The following is a 17,021-nucleotide window of genomic DNA, read 5'->3' as shown; positions in this document are numbered from 1 at the left end:
ATGAAAATTTAAAGATTTCCCATTATCTCAATAAATAATGCAGATTTAATACGCTAATTTAAGCATCCTATTGATTTTTTATTAAATTGATGTACGCTAATTCAACAAACCATTGACACTTTTTCTTAAACCTCGTTCTTTATTTTTAAAGATAGGAAGTTTGTTTACCATGTTTTTATGGGGACAATTTACTTTCTCACAAACCGAACCTATCACAATTTCAAGTGATACGAAAACGACCATAGAATTCCTCAACGAACTTGAGGATAAATCCAATTATTCTTTGTTTTATCTCGAGGATTGGATTCAGGATTTAGAGATAAATGATAATTTCACGAATGCCTCTATTACCGATATTCTTGAAAGCATTTTATCGGATACATCATTAAACTTTTATGTTTTGGAAGATGAACGGCGGGTGTTCTTTCTACAAAACACCGTAGTTTATGACGAACTTCCTCCGGCATTTTACCAACGTTCGGATACTGTGATAATGTCACAAGTTGCCGAAAACCGGAATAACATACCACCACCTACATTTTATAATGATGAGGTGTCCCAGACCGCTCAAAAGTTGCCTATAGCACGTGTGGGTAGGGCAGATGAACAAAATTTACGACCAACGTATCAATTGACCGGTAGGGTGATCAATGCCCAATCCGGTTCCCCCATTCCAGATTTGGCCATTAGGTCTCGTGGCAGTGGTCGTGTGGCGGTCACCAATGAGCAGGGGGAGTTTACTATGGAATTGCCTGCCGGCTACAATGTAATTACCACCAGCGCAATGGGAATCCGTGACTCGGAGAGGGAAGTTATTATGTACAATGATGGAACCTTGAATCTACTATTGCAGGAAAGTTTGGAGCAGTTGCAGGAAGTTGTAGTAGAGGCGGATGCTGTGAGTAATGTGGAAGAAGCCGTTTCCGGTAGCGAGGAGATAAGCTCCGAGGAATCCAAGGATATACCTTTGGTGTTAGGGGAACGGAATATTTTGGAAGTAGCGAAAGCTCTGCCGGGTATATCTTCTGCAGGTGAAGGTGCAACAGGTTTAAATGTTAGGGGAGGTAAAACTGACCAAAACCTGGTATTGTTGGACGATGCTGTTATTTATAATCCCACCCATTTCTTTGGTATTTTTCAAGCGTTGAACCCTTTTACAACGGATAAAGTAAATATATATAAAGGAGCTCCGCCCGTTGAGTTTGGTGGTCGACTTTCATCCGTATTGGATATCGAAACCAAAAATGGAAATGTGGAAAAAATATCGGGAGAGGGATCCATTGGCCCGGTTACGGGTAACCTCGCTCTTGAAATTCCGATAAAAGAAGATAAATCATCATTGATTTTGGGTGCTCGTGGCGCATATGCTGACTGGATCTTACAAGCTTTGGACGAGGAATCCCTTAATAATAGCGAAGCTTCCTTTTTTGATGGCATTGTCAAATACCATCACAGGTTTAACGAAAACAGTGAAATAAGAGGTACCGCATATTACAGCAAAGATAATTTCAGCATTACTTCCGATTCCCTTTATAATTACAGCAACCGATTGGGGTCCGTAAGATGGGCACATAAGCTTAGTGAGAAAAGCACTGGAGTACTTACGGCTAGCAATAGCAACTATAATTTCGGAATTGATTATGAAGATGAAGGGAACAGCAATTTCGAATTGGATTATACTATAAATGAGTCGGAATTACGGTATAAATTAAATACTCGATTAAATGATGCACACACATTGGATTATGGCCTGTCCGCAAAATATTATTCGGTTGACCCTGGTAATGTGGAGCCCAAAGGTCCAAACTCCAATGTAGATCCCGTTTCCATTGATCGGGAACAAGCATTGGAAGGGGCATTGTTCATAGGAGATGAATTTAAGGTGTCCGATAAACTTCTGATAGATGTTGGGGCACGATATGCATTTTATGCAGCAATGGGAGAGGCGACCCAAAACTCCTATCAAGAAGGGGCACCACGAAGTGAATCCACGGTACAGGATACCTTAAGTTATGGGAGTGGGGAGTTTATAAAAACATATGGTGGGCCGGAGGCCAGGGTTTCCGCTCGTTACCTTTTTACCCCAGATTTTTCGGTAAAGGCGAGTTTTAACAACTCATATCAATTTATCCATACCTTATCCAATAATACCACGGTATCGCCAATAGATACATGGAAATTGTCAGACCTGAACATTAAACCTCAAAAAGGCTATCAGGCAACCTTTGGTTTCTTCAAGAATTTTAAGGAAAACATGTTCGAGTTAAGTTTGGAAGGATATTACAAAAGAATGGACGATGTGCTCGATTTTAAGACCGGTGCCGACCTTTTGCTCAATGAAAATGTAGAGACAGAGGTACTGCAAGGCGAGGGAAAAGCATATGGTGTTGAATTTCTTTTGAAAAAGAACAGAGGAGATCTGAATGGGTGGCTCAGTTACACATATTCCAGATCAAAATATAAGTTTGATGGAGACACCAGTGAGGAGCGCATCAACAATGGCGAATTTTTTCCATCTAATTTTGACAAGCCGCACGATCTTAGTGTAATCGCAAATTACAAGTTTACGAAACGGTACAGTGTTTCCATGAACTTTGTTTATCAAACGGGAAGGCCCATTACCTATCCTGTGGGAACCTTTAGGTTCAATAATTCGGATTACGTCACATTTAGTGATAGGAACAAGTTTAGAATACCCGATTATTATCGATTGGACCTGGGCATCAACATCGAGGGTAACCACAAGAAGAATAAATTGGCACATAGTTTTATTACTATTCAGGTGTATAATGTTCTGGGCAGGAACAACCCGTATTCTGTCTTTTTTGTAACAGAGGATGGTGAAGTAAAAGCATTGCAGAGCTCCATTTTTGGAGTTCCTATCCCTTCTATAACCTATAATTTTAAATTTTGATGAAGTTGAGAAAGGGTTTATATCGTATAGTTCTGTGCCTCGTGTTCCTTACTGTTTTCGGAGCATGTTTGGACGAACTCGAAATTGATACATTAGGGGAAGAAGATGCTTCTCCCGCACTTGTTGTGGAAGCTGTTTTTACTGATGAGCTCATTACCCAAAAGGTATATTTGAGCCGAAGTAGTCTACGTTTAGATTTAGAGACGGATACCGTTTACAATCCGTATATACCATTGGGCAGTCGTCCCATTGACTCTGTGGATATGGAAGGAGGGGCAACAGTAAGACTTTTGGGGGATGATGGTGTTACTTATCAGTTCACAGAAGGTGAAGAAGGAGTCTATCTTTCCAATCAACCATTTGCTTTACAGATGGGAGTGGGGTATACTCTGGATATTTCAACAAGGAATGGATTGGAGTATGAATCCGACCCTTTACTGGTTGAAGGAAGGTCCCAGTTGACCAATGTTTATGCAGAAAGGACCCTGAGCGATAGTGGTGAAGATGGGGTCGCTATTTATGTGGATAGTGAGCCACAAGAAGGCAATACACAATTTTACCGTTTTGCCTATGAAGAAACCTATAAGGTTGTTGCGCCAGATTGGCGTCCTATTGATTTTGAGTTAACGGGTTACGATAATTCTGTTTATCCTCCACTTTTTAACTTGGATATTGTGCAGCGAGAGGTTCAAAACCGTATCTGTTACAATACAGTGCCATCAACCAGTATAGAACAAATAAGCACTGCTGGTAGTCCCGATAGGAATATTTCCAAACAGATGGTTCGGTTTATCAGCAAAGAAAACTTTATCATTTCTGAGCGCTATAGTATTTTGGTGCAACAGCAAGTACAATCCGCAGATGCCTATTCTTTTTACGAGACCTTGAAAAGTTTTTCGCAATCCGAAAATATTTTTTCGCAGGTACAACCTGGTGCACTTTACGCCAATGTGCATAGAAAAGATGGTTCAAATGAGAACGTGTTGGGCTATGTAGAGGCCGTGGGAGTCTCAGATCAAAGGTTGTTTTTCAATTTTGATGACTTTTTTGCTGATGAAGAACTGCCCCAGTTTCCTTTCAACTGTAGTCCCATGACAGCTAGAATATATAACTCACCACCACCTCCCTCATGCCCCGAGGATTTATTGAGTAGACTGGATAAGGGTACCGTAACCTATTACGAGGCATACGATGAGGCATTGGTGCCAAATGCATCCTGTCCGGGTCCATATGTGTTTGTACCCCGAATTTGTGGGGATTGTACTCTGTTGGGCAGTAATGTGGAACCAGATTTTTGGGTGGAATGAGGATTCTTAAATACATAGGCCTGTTTTCAGTACTTTTTTTCTGCTTTTCGTGTTTGGATGAGCTTGAAATTGATGTATTGGAAGAGAATGACACATCACCGGCCTTGGTGGTGGAAGCTGTTTTTACCGATGAACCCATTACCCAAAAGGTATATTTGAGCCGAAGTAGTTTACGTTTGGATTTAGAGACCGATACCATTTATAATCCATACATCCCGCTTGGGAGCCGATCTATTGATTCCGTGGATATGGAAGGAGGGGCAACAGTGAGAGTTTTTGGGGATGATGGATCAACTTACCAATTTACCGAGGGTGAAGAAGGCACCTACCTGTCCAACCAACCTTTTGCATTGCAAATGGGTGTAGGATATACTTTGGATATTTCAACACAGAATGGTGTGGAGTATGAGTCAGACCCTCTGGTGCTAGAAGGTAGATCGCAACTTACAAATGTTTATGCAGAACGTGCCGTGAGCGATAATGGTGAAGAGGGGGTAGCCATTTATGTGGATAGTGATCCTCAACAAGGCAATACACAGTTTTATCGCTATACCTATGAAGAAACCTATAAGGTCATATCTCCAAATTGGGTTGGAAGCGAGTTTAGGCTAACAAATTATGACCCTTGTGCTCTTCCCTTTCCGACATACGATTTAGAAATTGTAGCAAGAGAAGTTCAAAATAGGGTATGTTATAATACCGTAGCATCCACAACTATACAACAATTTAGCACTTCGGGGAGCCCGGACAGGAATATATCCAAGCATATGGTCCGGTTTATTGGGAAGGATAATTTTATAATTTCAGAGCGATACAGCATCCTGGTGCAACAGCAAGTACAATCTGCAGATGCTTACTCTTTTTACGAGACCCTAAATGGGTTTTCAAAATCCGAAAATATTTTTTCCCAAGTACAACCTGGTGCCATTTATGCCAATGTACACAGAAAGGACGGTGCAAGTGAAAATGTGTTAGGGTATGTAGAGGCCGTGGGTGTTTCCGATCAGCGATTGTTTTTCAATTTTGATGACTTTTTTGTAGATGAAGAACTACCTGAGTTTCCTTTTAATTGCAATTTGCTAACGGCAGAGGAATCACATCAATCGTATTGTGACCCAACTCCAGAACCTAATCCTTGCCCCACATCGGTGATAGAGCGGGTTAATTTGGGGATAATAAGCTATTTCGGAGAATATGACGAAGATTTATTGCCCGACCCTTTGTGCAGCGGGCCATACGTATTTGTACCCCGAATTTGCGGGGATTGTACCTTATTGGGCAGTAATGTGGAACCTGATTTTTGGATAGAAGAGTGAGTTTTAAAGTCTACATACAGGGTTTGTTTCTATTATTGGTTGTATCCGCCTGTGTAGAGCCTTTTGATGCTACCGCCGATATTTTAGCCGATACCAGTATGGTTGGGGCCTTGGTAGTAGAGGCGAATATTACTGATTTGGAAACCATTCAAAAAGTTTTTTTGAGCCGTATGCAACGTGTGGAAACAGACAGTACCGTAAATGTTCAGGAAGATAGACTCTTTAATGTGCATACGCCCTTAATAATTGAACATGGTTTGGGACCTCAATTTGAAAGTGGGGCAGAAGTTGAAATTAGGGCAGAAAATGGTATAGTATATGGGTTTGAAGAAACTGAAGACGGTACTTATGCATCCATAGTTCCTTTTCGAGCTGTTCCCAATGTGTCCTATCAATTGTATGTGTCCACATCAAATAACGAAGAATTTACATCTGACCCTATGAGATTGCCCCAAACCTCTTCCATAGAGAATATTTATGCTGAACGTATGGTAAGTGACACCGGTTTGGATGGTGTCGGAATATTTGTGGATTCATCTTTTGAATCTGATGGGAACAAGTTGTTTCGATACGCCTATGAAGAAACATATAAAATAATTGCTCCCCATTGGACCCCATATGAATTTGAGATTATTAGGGATGAAAATGAATTTGTTTTTGATGACCTAGGTAATGTGCAGGAGATTCTATATCCGGATGTGCAATTGGTTCCAAGGCAAAGGGAAGAGCAGGTCTGTTATAGAACCGACCTTTCAACCGGAGAAGTGTTGTTGAATGCTAATATTCTTAATGGTAATAGGGCAGAACGAACCATGGTAAGATTTATTGGGGTCGATAATCCCATAATATCGCATCGATACAGTATTTTGGTGAAACAAAGGGGCGTGTCTCGGGAAGCTTTTGATTTTTATGAGAAATTGGTAGCATTTAGTCAAAGCGAGTCACTTTTTAGTCAAGTACAACCCGGTAGTTTAGAAGGTAATGTTTTTAGTGTAGGCGGTAATGTACCGGTAGTGGGCTTTTTTGATGTAAGTACCGAGGTAAGCGAACGCTTATATTTTAATTTCGAAGATTTGTTCCCAGGAGAATCTCTCCCTCCATATTTTGGAACCATAAACTGCGAGAATCCTACGGCGCCCATGTTGCCTAATCCCGAAAGGGATGGACCCCCTCCTTCTATGGGCCAGTGCCCTCGTTCCCTTATGGACCGTATTAAACTTGGTCTAGTGGAATATTACCAAGATAACACTATTCCGCCAGGTGAATGCGAAGGACCTTATTTTGTTGTCCCAACAATTTGTGGGGATTGTAATGTGGTTGGCTCAAATGTTAAACCTGATTTTTGGATCGATTAAAACACGACTTATGAAAAAACATTGGATAGCTTTTTTGATTCTAGCAGCTGTGGCCCTGCCAGTGCAGGCACAATATGTAATCGGTAGCCAAGAAGAGCTACAAAACTTAAAAAGCCTGCCCCAGGAAAAGGTCTTTTTGCATCATACAGGACCAATTATTTTTACAGGTGAATACTTGCACTACTCCTTTTACTGCTTTAATGCACAGAACAATAGGGCCAGTAATGTAAGTTTCGTTGGCTATGTAGCGTTGGTGAATCAGCAAGGGGAATATGTGCTGGAACAAAAGATTCGATTACAGAGAGGAAAATCCCAAGGAGACTTTTTTATCAATACCGATGTTCCTTCCGGGAATTATAAACTACTCGGTTATACCCAATGGATGAAAAACAATGGTATGGAGCAAGTCTTTAAAGATGACTTGGTGATCATAAACCCCTATCAAGTAGATCAATCGCAGCTGTTGACAGATACTACAGAAGAAACACCGATTGCCGATTATGATCAGCCCTTGGATTCTTCCGTAGTGCAGCTCAAATTGGATAAGGAAGTTTTTGGAACTAGGGAAAAGGTTACAATGTCCCTTAAAAATTATAAGGCGCAACTGGGGCATGGCAACTATACCATAAAAATTCAAAAAAAGAGTGAAATGGACGTGCGTCCGGCCAAAAATGCCATATCCTATGCCAATGAGTATTTAAACGTAAAGGGAGCATTGGATAAAACCGTTGGGGATAGTCTTTTTTTACCAGAACAGCGTGGTGAACTCTTATTCGGCAAGGTCACCGATAAAAGTGGAAATTCGATGGGAGATACCAAAATGGTGGTGTCCGTGCCGGGGGAGGAGTTTTTGTTAAAGTTTGCTACTACAGATGATAACGGCAATTTTTATACCTACTTAAGAAAGGATTATAAGCAGGGTAGGGCCATAATGCAGGTCAGCGAAAATATACAGGATGTTGAGGTTGCCCTTGGTTCAGTACCTCACCTAGATGCTTCGGAACTCGATTTTAATCCATTTGTGTTGAAGCCCGGTTATGCCGATGCCATTGAACTGCGCAGTGTTCACAATCAATTGGAAAACCAGTTTTTCTCCATAAAACCGGACTCTGTACTTTTGGGAACACCCATTGATCCTTTTGATGGAGGTTTACCTCAGACCATAAACTTGGACGACTTTACTCGTTTTCCAACTTTTCAAGAAACGCTTGTAGAAGTTTTGAATTACGCCGGTTATAGAAATAACCCCAATGGAAGCGATTATATTCGTATAGCCCAAGATTTTGAAACCTATAATGAAAAAGCCAACGATTTTCCCGCTATTGTTTTGTTCGATGGGGTTTATATACCGGACCATGAGAAAATCAAGGATTTTGATGCGAAGCAAATCGAGTCCATTAGTTTGGTAAGAGACCAATTTAGAATGGCTGGAAAGGATTATCAAGGAATGATGGCGGTGACAACCATTGAAGGTGATTTTTTTGAGAATTACGTGCCGGAACATGGTATCAATGTGCCGATTAAAAAAGCCTCTCCCAAAAAGAACTATTTTAAGCAGCGTTACCAAGTGGAATCAGCGAATGGAAAACGCATACCGGATTACCGAAGAATACTGCTCTGGGAACCCCATGTAGAGGTGGCGGAGGAAGATGTACAGTTTGAGTTTTACACCTCCGACCTTACAGGTGAGTTTGAAGTGGTTTTAGACGGTTTTACGACCTATGGCAAACCCATTACCGTTTATAGTACGATCATAGTGAAAGATGCCAGCCAATAATTGTATTTTTATAACGGCAATTACGCTGAAAATTAAACCTTGATCAAATGAAAATATTACGAGCCTTCTTCTTTTTGGGTATTATAATGCTGTGTACAACAAACAAAGTTACTGCACAGGATAAGTTTGATGCCGAAATCGTCTCCGTCCTTCAAAAAACAAAACAATATGCTTTTGGTGTTAGTGAAGAACGCCATTTTAGGGGGGTATTGAGCTTATATGACAAACTTGTGGCCAGTGGGGTAGAGATTTCCGATTATGAAATCGTTGCCAAAGGTAAATTTGTAAAGAACCTGGTCAAGGACTCTGAGCTGGAAGTATTATATCAAAAATATAAAGGTAAGGTGCGAGTAAGTGTCTGTAGTGTTGCCATGGGCAAATTGGGTGTTTCAGAAGACCAACTTATTCCTGGCATGGAACCCGTTGCAACATGGACAGTAAGGGTATTGCAATTACAGGCAAAGGGCTACAACACTCTAACATACTGATTCTTTAAATTTAACGGATAAAAAAACGCCTAAGCAGAGCTTGGCGTTTTTTTATGGAACTATGAGTTCGTGACCTCAACGGGACAGAGTTCAAACTTTTTGAAGGAGGATATCGAAACTATTATCGCTAAATCATTTAATATTAGAAATACAAAGGAGGTCACTGAATTTAATGATATCCTACATTTTTAAGGAAGGCTACAAAACAGTATTGTAATAATTGTAGTGGATTTCATTTTAAGAAAAATTTTGAATAATCTGAACCCAGATAGTGTCAATTTAAAAAAATATTCATAAGTTTAATACTACAAATAGAAAGGCATTTTATTGCATTAACCTAAAACTATAATTATGAACAAAAGTGAGGATTTAAAAAACTTCAAAGTCGAAGAACTAGAGCAAAGATTAGAGATGGCAAAGTGGAAAAACGAGAGTAATTATGCTTGTACAAGTGGTGATTGTAGAGGCTATATTGGAGCTAGTTACACTTTCTAAACCTATCAAACTTTTGTCATCCGGATTCATGATAAATGAATCCGGATTTCTTTTGCCCTAATATCCTATATAATTTCTTTATTAATTCGTTGCAATTCAGCTAAATAATTCAAATAGATGTATATTGTTCTAAACGAATTAGTCTTAATATTTACCAAAAGATGCCTGATTTATGAAAAAGATATACTTTATTGTCTTTTTTCTTGGGAGTATTCATCTACATTCTCAAATAGTATTGGATTCGATGACCAGGGAGCCAATACAGTTTGCCCACATCACTGATGAAAAAGGTCAGGGAACAACCACAAACGAAGTTGGGAAATTTTCAATTGATTATTTTGTCGAATCCAATAATATAGAATTCTCTCATTTAGCTTATCGAAAAAAAAATATCAAAAAAAATAACTTAAGTAAAAAGGATACAATTTGGTTGAGTCCTTATATTATCAGTTTGGAGGAGGTCTTTGTTAGGGGAGAAACCGCAAAGGATATTATAATAAAAGCTATTAAAAGCATCCCACAGAATATAATATCGAATCCATTTAATCTTTATGGCTTTTATCGTGAAAGTGTACAGGAAGATGGAAAAGGCGCTATGTTAACCGAAGTTTCCTTTATGACTTATAATGAAGGAGACAATAATCCCCAAGGCTATCAAGCAGAAATCATTCAGGGTCGTCGAACAGAAAACCACACAAAGCTAAATTTAGATGCCGTTGGGGGCATAGCCACGATTGTTCGGAACGCCGATATGGTACGTTCAAAAAGCAGAATGTTCGATATTGACAATCTTTCAGACTATACTTTCAAATATGTTGGAGAAATCGAATCTAGGGAAAACCCTATTCTCATTATCGGGTTCTCACCATCAAACGACAATATCTATAACAACAATATGGGTAAAATTTATATTGAAAGAGAAACCATGGCAATTGTTCAGATAGAAACGCAAAAAGATCCAGAAAAAATTAAAGCGATTGTGGCATCATCCCTTGAGGGGAAAAAATCAAAAAAGCCTGTATTTATATTAATAGAGGCAAAAGCAACGATAAAATATCGTAAAGTCCATGATAAATACTTCCTTTCTTTTGTTGAAGTGGACAACGTTAGGAACGGCATTTTAGGCCAAGAAAGCTACAGGTACAGTTCAAACGCCAAATATATATTGACGCTTGTAGAACACATATCACCAAAAAAGTTGTCTACTAACTACGATGTTGAAGAAGGATTTAACAAACAAGTTATTGCAATACCAAAGTTGGAAGGCTGGAATGAGAACAATACAATGTTCTTTAGTGAAGAGGAAAGAAAGATATTAAAGGACATAAGGGATTTACGTAATTGATTTTTAAGAAAATTATATAAACAGTGATTGGTTGATAAGTACAAAATATTTTTTTGATTACAGAGATGACAATCTTTTCAAAGAAGCGATTGAAAATGTACAGATATACTTGAATGGGCTTGGCTATCCCAAGGAAGTAATCGATAATATTTGCTACCAAAAGTTTATCCGGAACAACCCTGATTACTATTTATATTACCCATATCTTTTCAATTCAGCTTTCGATTTTTCTGATAAAGAGGTGTTGGATATGTTGTCAATCGCTGGATTTCTTTACTATCGGTCCATTATTTTGATGGACGATATTTTTGACAACAAAAAGGAAACATCGAATTTCAACGTCTTTCTAACAATTAATATCTGCCAAGAGGAAACTGTCAAGATATTATCGACTTTCTTTGAAACTGATTCTGAATTTTGGGATATATGGGGCAAAAGAAAATTTGAATATGTTAAGGCTTATAAATTGGACAAGCAAAGCCACAATATATCTTCGTTTGCGGAATATGAGGTTTTATGCGATTACAAGTCTTCTTTTGGAAAAATAGCGATAGACGCACTATTTGTACTTACAGGGAAACATTATCGAAATGAATACCAAAACGTTCTTAAATCGCACAAGGATTTTTATGTTGCTTTTCAAATATTGGATGATGTTTCAGATTATGAGGAAGACTATATTAATCAGCAGTTCAATATTTCAAAAAACCACTTAGAAAAGAGAGTCGATGACATTGAATCATATAGTTTAGGTGATCAAAAAAAGCTTCTTTATCTGGAAGGTGTGGCCGAAGAACTATACTTAAAGGCTTATGAACATATTATAAGGGCCTTTGAATTTGTGAGAGATTATAAAGCGCCCAGATGGAAGGATGAATTGCAGCGGATGCAAAATACAATCACAATAAACAACCTGAATATAAATGGATATATAAGATTTAATAAATACTTGAAATCAAAACATATTGATAGATTAGAACAAGGGTTAGGGAAAATTTTTTCATCAAACAGGAGATTGTATTTTTTGGTTAAATGGTTGTCAACGGTTTCGGCTATGGGTGTTGCGTGGTTTAGTGGTTAACTCAGCAACTTCTTCACTTATTCCCCACCATATTTTACAGGTATTCCGGCACTTTTGGATTCTATGGTCCATAAGAGACTGACTATCCACCATCGATCGCCATAATATGTTAATTGATAGCTGTTTATTCCTTTTTCTTCAGCTCCCTCAGAGTCCTTGCCATAAAAAGTCTGGAATACTTGGGCAATTCCATTGTATTGATCAACAACTTTATGAATTTCTTTTTCAAGATATCCTTGTTCATAGTAAGGATCTTTCAAGAGGATGAGGAAATCATTAAGTGATACGGTTTCAGCATTTGTAACATCAGCAACTGTAAATATGGCCGATGGATGAAATAAGTTCCTAATTGCTATAGTATCCATTTTCTCGCCCTTTTCGATGGTTATTTGATCAAGTAGTTCATCGATAATTCCGTTAATGGATTTAACGGTAACATCAGTTTTTTCTTGAGCTATGGAACTAATTGAAGCGGTCAAGAAAATTATTGTGCAAAGAAAATGTTTCATATTGTGTTTATTTATTGTTGCTAACTTGATTATATGGGTATAAAATACATCTATATACACCAAAAAAAGGAATGTAATCAATCAATTTAATCTTGGTTTTATTATTTTCGGTTATAACAAGTAGGCAACCGACCTTATTACTTAAGTCTCTCTATTATCATTGATGTAAAGTAGTTGATTCCCGTTTTTATACAACTTTCATCAACAGCAAAATTTGGTGAATGAGGCATGGAAACTATTCCTTTTTCAAAATTTGATGCACCCAATAAAAAATAGACTCCCGGAATTTCACGTTGAAACAGTGCAAAATCATCCCCACGTCCGTCAGGTATAGCTCCATAAAGGGGGAGAACGTGTTCATTTCCGTAAATCTTACTTATTGTAGGTATGGTCAATGAAGTTAATCGTTCATCATTAAGCACTAGCGCTGTCTCATAATAAAATGAACTATTTAAAAATTGATCTGAATAGTCCGATCCTTTAAATTTCTTTTTTATTTGACTTAAAAGAAAGTCTAATTGAGTTTCCTTTTCAGCACTTAGATAGGCCCTAATTGTAATCTTCTTATCACTTTCTTTAACAGCAATATTTGAATCAACGGTAATATAATCCTTAAATATGGTATTTGGATTTCCCAATCCTATATTGGGGTCCAATAGATTTTTATTGTCCCAGAATTCACTTTCAGGTGAAACATTTTGAAGATGTAAAAAAAGCTCTTTCGTAAACTGAATAAGAGCCGTTTTCTCCTTTGTGTTTTTTAAGGTAATTTGAATTCCCTTATAGTCTGCATAAGGGTTTCTTGCTTTGGTAGTAACAATCCCCTCAGACATAGGTGCAATGTGTAATGCATAAATTTCTTCTGGGTCTATACTATTGAGCAGGCCATGATCAAGCATGGCTTTTGCCCCCGCCAAATTTTCTTCTGATGGTTGAAAGATGAAGTAAATAGTTCCTGTAAGGCTTTCTTTTAAACTTGTTAAAACATTAGCTATCCCAAGTGCAATAGTTGTATGTACATCGTGTCCACAAATATGTCTTACACCTTTAATTTTTGATGAAAAATCGACAACATCGGGATGGTCGGAAGCAAGGGCATCAATATCTGCTCTCCAAGCAATATGCTTTCCTTTCTTACCAGTTTTTAAGATTCCAAGGACTCCATGACCACCTATTCCAGTTTTAACTTCAAGGCCCAAGGATAAAAGGTATTCAGCAATCTTTTTGGAAGTTCTTTTCTCTTGCCCTGACACTTCGGGATTGGTATGAAAGTCCCTGCGAATTTTTACAAAGCTATCGAAAATTTTGTCGGTTCGCTCTTGGACTTTCAAATGTGTGGATGGTTCAACAGTTGTATTTTGGCCACTGGAAACAAGTCCAAAAAAGAGGAATTGAGTAATTAAGGCTGTTTTGGTTATTTTATTATTTGAAGTCATTTTTACAATATTATGGAACTAACTATTGCAAAAATGAAACATCATCGGCTTTTCTACCTGACACATTTGTGACAAAATCATTTTTTGGCGATCTTACTCCGTATTCTGCTCAATGATTGCCGTTCTATACCCAAGTACGTTGCTAAATGCGTTAAACTAATTCTGTTTACAAGGTCTGGGTTTCGGTCTATAAAATTCAAGTAACGCTCTTCAGCTGTCTCAAACAAAAGACTTTCTACCCTGTCGGTTTGCACGGTCAAAACATATTCGGCTATCAACCTACCATACCTTTCACTTGTTTTAAATTTACCGTACCCTTCTTGAATTTTATCATATGGCAATTTTATGATTACCGATGGCTCAAGACATTCGATAAAATACTTTGATGGTTTTTGCCTTATGAATGCGGGATAATCTGTGGCATAGTTATTTTCAATTATAAAACCCGTTGTTATTTTGTTTCCTTTTTCATTGACGTAGTATCTTCTCAAAAGTCCCTTGCAAACAAATCCCACTTCCTTTTGAACCTCCCCGCTTTTAAATAAAAATTCTTTTTTGCCATACTTTTCTATAATAAGATATGAGGAAATGAAAGTTAGTTCCTCCGAGCTCAAATCAGGAAATTGTTCTAGGTAAGATTTGATATAAACCTTAAACTCTTGCTCCATTCGGGATGTTTCTTTAGCTTATTACCAATGTATGGCTGAACAAAGTTACGTTCAGTCCGTAGCGTATTTATAATTTAATTATTTAAGACAATTATATACTCAAGAGTAACACACAAGATACTTCCATACAATTTACAATTAATACGTTCGATTAATGTAATTTAAAGAATTACACTTAATATATAAGCAAACAAATATAATATATCGCTCTGTATAAGAGAAAAGACAAACTGTTCCTGATGTTCTCAATTTTTGTACTTGTCTTTTTTTAATTGGCTACACCAATTTCCGTAATTTATCGTTCAGTATGGCTTCCATGGTCTTGGAGTATCTACTTGCCATTTAAGATAAAGATATCATTGAAGTTTTGTTCCTATTTTTCGATGTAATGGATATGAATCGTTCCATTGATTTTGTCATGGGATCGGCACCCTTACGGGTGCTTTTTGTGGAAAGGGGGAAAAGAGGGGATTTCCAAAGATACTTTTTCCCTTCAGGATACAGACAATCCCATTGGTTCGAGATGGGCAATGAATGAATACCTGCTAAGCCCGTCTTTTCCTTAAATGATATTTTGATCATGCCGGGCACATCTTAAGAAGCCTTTCGAATAATCTCCAAACTCATTTATCCATACAAATGATTAAATATGCAATTGTATGTATATACAATTGTACATGTGTACAATTATATAATTATACGAATGAAGAGTTGTTTTAATATTTGAACAAATCTGATGAGCACTTAATTAATGTAATGGTACGAAGGGGTATATTGAGCAATGTTGATTTTCACGTTCCCTTACCTGGATGCCATACTCCTTTTGTTTTTTTCTCCCTTTCCACTTTTCATTCCTACAAAGGTTAGAATAGATCAAGGAAAAACGTATCGGCGTAAACTTTCAAAAATGGGAACTGTCAACTATAAGATGGATTTTTTAAAGACCGATCCCTTTGTTTTTCCACCTCCTTTTTCTGGAAGGAGGAGTAAAACGCAAGCCTTTCGACTTTGCATATGCCTCGACGATCCCTGCCCATCTTAGGCCAAGTTCGGGCCAAGAACCCGGGATAATGGAATTTTCCGTTAAGATAAGACGGTTGCTTTCACTTTTTCGGTCCGTTGCCCTGTTGAAATTGCCCAGGGCGGACAGGTCACCGGCCAAACCGCTGGGAAGTCCCTCAACGTTGAAGATGGTGCCAAACTCTTTACCGATGAACATACTTTCCCTTTTCATAAGCTCGGTATGCAGTCTTTCAAGGGAATACAGTCCACAGAGCAACAAAAGGTCCCCAAAATCCTTTTGGGTCCCGCGATTTACGGCCGACACCAATTTCAATGCCCCGATGTCGAGTTCATTGATCAATCTAATGTTGTCAAATGTTTCTATGGGATGGAGCAATGGAATATTTTGGATGATGTCTATTTTGATCGGGACCCCGTTCCTTTGTACGTTCACCCTGAGAAAGGCCATTTGATTGTCCCCGAAGTTTTCCTCCAAGAGGCCTAAAAGCCCGTCTTTGAAGGTCGATCTGAAATAGGCACTTATTGCCCTCAATCTTTCGACCCCGACCACACCTTGGGAAAAGAGGTCGATGTCCGTGGAGACCCTATGATTGTGCCGGATAGCGAGGTTGGTGCCACCTCCAAGGTTAAAGTCCCTTAAATAATCTGCTTGCATCAATTGGACGATGACGCTTTTCAGCTCGTCCGAAACGGCTTGGTCGACGGCCATTATCCAAAGGAAGGATTGTAGTTCTTCATATGGTCCGGTCTGATGCCATAACGTTCGGCCACGGCCCTGATACTGCTGTTCCCCCGAATCTGTTCGCTCCTTTTCGCGCACCGGACAATGTCACTTATCGGATACAGTCTTTCGAGAAGCTCAAAATATTGTGGGTCCCCCATATTGCGGGACAGTACCCTTTCGATGATAAAGATCTTGTCCTTTTCCACATCAAGCACGCTGGGGTCGACATCCCAAAATACAGGTCCGGGAAAGTAACCCTTTAGGTTCTTTCCTTTGGACGGTGCTATGTTGTGCGACTTTTTCATGGCTCTTTCTATATCAAATATACGAAATATCCCGGTGTCCGGCCCATGGCCCCGTGTTCAATATGACTTGGGACGAAAATCGGACCATTGATCTAATATGGAAAATTCCGTCCAAAGGAACGTATTGACCGGTTTCCCTCTTTCCATGGAAATCCTTGGTTCAAGTTCAGTACATTTTTTTATTTCTCTTCTGAAAAGACCCTTCAACGATTTGCCGTACAAAAGTCCATGTACGGCAAAACCCCTGCAAACAATCCATAGATTATAGGTTTGCCATA

14 protein-coding genes are annotated in these 17,021 nt (G+C 38.6%); 9 read left to right on the top strand and 5 right to left on the bottom strand.

Annotated elements, in window-relative coordinates; all coding sequences use genetic code 11:
• Positions 1-169: 169 nt before the first annotated feature.
• The 9 genes from PY091_RS04840 to PY091_RS04800 all read left to right on the top strand — a co-directional run bounded on the left by PY091_RS04840 (position 170) and on the right by PY091_RS04800 (position 12,078).
• Positions 170-2,914, top strand: coding sequence for a TonB-dependent receptor (locus tag PY091_RS04840; protein WP_275648567.1), 2,745 nt, complete (start codon positions 170-172; stop codon positions 2,912-2,914).
• Positions 2,914-4,221, top strand: a complete 1,308-nt coding sequence (locus PY091_RS04835; protein ID WP_275648566.1) for a DUF4249 domain-containing protein — start codon at positions 2,914-2,916, stop codon at positions 4,219-4,221. The genes PY091_RS04840 and PY091_RS04835 overlap by 1 nt, the downstream gene beginning before the upstream one ends.
• The gene (locus PY091_RS04830) at positions 4,218-5,537 is read left to right on the top strand and encodes a DUF4249 domain-containing protein (RefSeq protein ID WP_275648565.1); all 1,320 of its coding nucleotides are present in this window, start codon (positions 4,218-4,220) and stop codon (positions 5,535-5,537) included. Before PY091_RS04835 ends, PY091_RS04830 begins: the two co-directional genes overlap by 4 nt.
• A 23-nt stretch (positions 5,538-5,560) precedes the next feature.
• The gene (locus PY091_RS04825; RefSeq protein ID WP_275648564.1) at positions 5,561-6,892 is read left to right on the top strand and encodes a DUF4249 domain-containing protein; all 1,332 of its coding nucleotides are present in this window, start codon (positions 5,561-5,563) and stop codon (positions 6,890-6,892) included.
• Between the two features lie 10 nt (positions 6,893-6,902).
• Positions 6,903-8,669 (top strand): hypothetical protein, encoded by a 1,767-nt coding sequence (locus tag PY091_RS04820; RefSeq protein ID WP_275648563.1) that lies wholly within the window; start codon positions 6,903-6,905, stop codon positions 8,667-8,669.
• A 47-nt stretch (positions 8,670-8,716) separates the two neighbouring features.
• Positions 8,717-9,157, top strand: coding sequence for a DsrE family protein (locus tag PY091_RS04815; protein ID WP_275648562.1), 441 nt, complete (start codon positions 8,717-8,719; stop codon positions 9,155-9,157).
• Positions 9,158-9,508: 351 nt separating this feature from the next.
• The gene (locus PY091_RS04810; RefSeq protein WP_158657163.1) at positions 9,509-9,652 is read left to right on the top strand and encodes a hypothetical protein; all 144 of its coding nucleotides are present in this window, start codon (positions 9,509-9,511) and stop codon (positions 9,650-9,652) included.
• A 172-nt stretch (positions 9,653-9,824) separates the two neighbouring features.
• The gene (locus tag PY091_RS04805; protein WP_163636102.1) at positions 9,825-10,997 is read left to right on the top strand and encodes a carboxypeptidase-like regulatory domain-containing protein; all 1,173 of its coding nucleotides are present in this window, start codon (positions 9,825-9,827) and stop codon (positions 10,995-10,997) included.
• A 250-nt stretch (positions 10,998-11,247) separates the two neighbouring features.
• The gene (locus tag PY091_RS04800) at positions 11,248-12,078 is read left to right on the top strand and encodes an isoprenoid biosynthesis enzyme family protein (RefSeq protein WP_275648561.1); all 831 of its coding nucleotides are present in this window, start codon (positions 11,248-11,250) and stop codon (positions 12,076-12,078) included.
• Positions 12,079-12,095: 17 nt separating this feature from the next.
• On the opposite strand, the gene PY091_RS04795 is transcribed toward PY091_RS04800, so the two are convergent.
• From PY091_RS04795 to PY091_RS04775, 5 genes are all read right to left on the bottom strand, one after another.
• On the bottom strand, positions 12,096-12,587 hold the full coding sequence (locus tag PY091_RS04795) for a hypothetical protein (protein WP_163636108.1): 492 nt from the start codon (positions 12,585-12,587) through the stop codon (positions 12,096-12,098).
• 137 nt (positions 12,588-12,724) lie between these two features.
• A complete protein-coding gene (locus PY091_RS04790) occupies positions 12,725-14,023 on the bottom strand; it encodes a M20 metallopeptidase family protein (RefSeq protein ID WP_163636109.1) in 1,299 nt (432 codons plus the stop codon).
• A gap of 77 nt (positions 14,024-14,100) precedes the next feature.
• Positions 14,101-14,691: a Crp/Fnr family transcriptional regulator gene (locus PY091_RS04785; RefSeq protein WP_163636110.1), complete on the bottom strand. Its 591-nt coding sequence runs from the start codon at positions 14,689-14,691 to the stop codon at positions 14,101-14,103.
• A 937-nt stretch (positions 14,692-15,628) separates the two neighbouring features.
• On the bottom strand, positions 15,629-16,423 hold the full coding sequence (locus PY091_RS04780) for a nucleotidyl transferase AbiEii/AbiGii toxin family protein (RefSeq protein WP_163636112.1): 795 nt from the start codon (positions 16,421-16,423) through the stop codon (positions 15,629-15,631).
• Positions 16,423-16,743, bottom strand: a complete 321-nt coding sequence (locus PY091_RS04775) for a DUF6922 domain-containing protein (protein ID WP_163636113.1) — start codon at positions 16,741-16,743, stop codon at positions 16,423-16,425. Before PY091_RS04775 ends, PY091_RS04780 begins: the two co-directional genes overlap by 1 nt.
• Positions 16,744-17,021: the final 278 nt, after the last annotated feature.

This window comes from Flagellimonas okinawensis, from assembly GCF_029194005.1.
GTDB classification, from domain to species: domain Bacteria; phylum Bacteroidota; class Bacteroidia; order Flavobacteriales; family Flavobacteriaceae; genus Flagellimonas; species Flagellimonas okinawensis.
The sequence above is the reverse complement of the archived record's forward strand: the minus strand, read 5'-3'. Positions and strand labels throughout refer to the sequence as shown.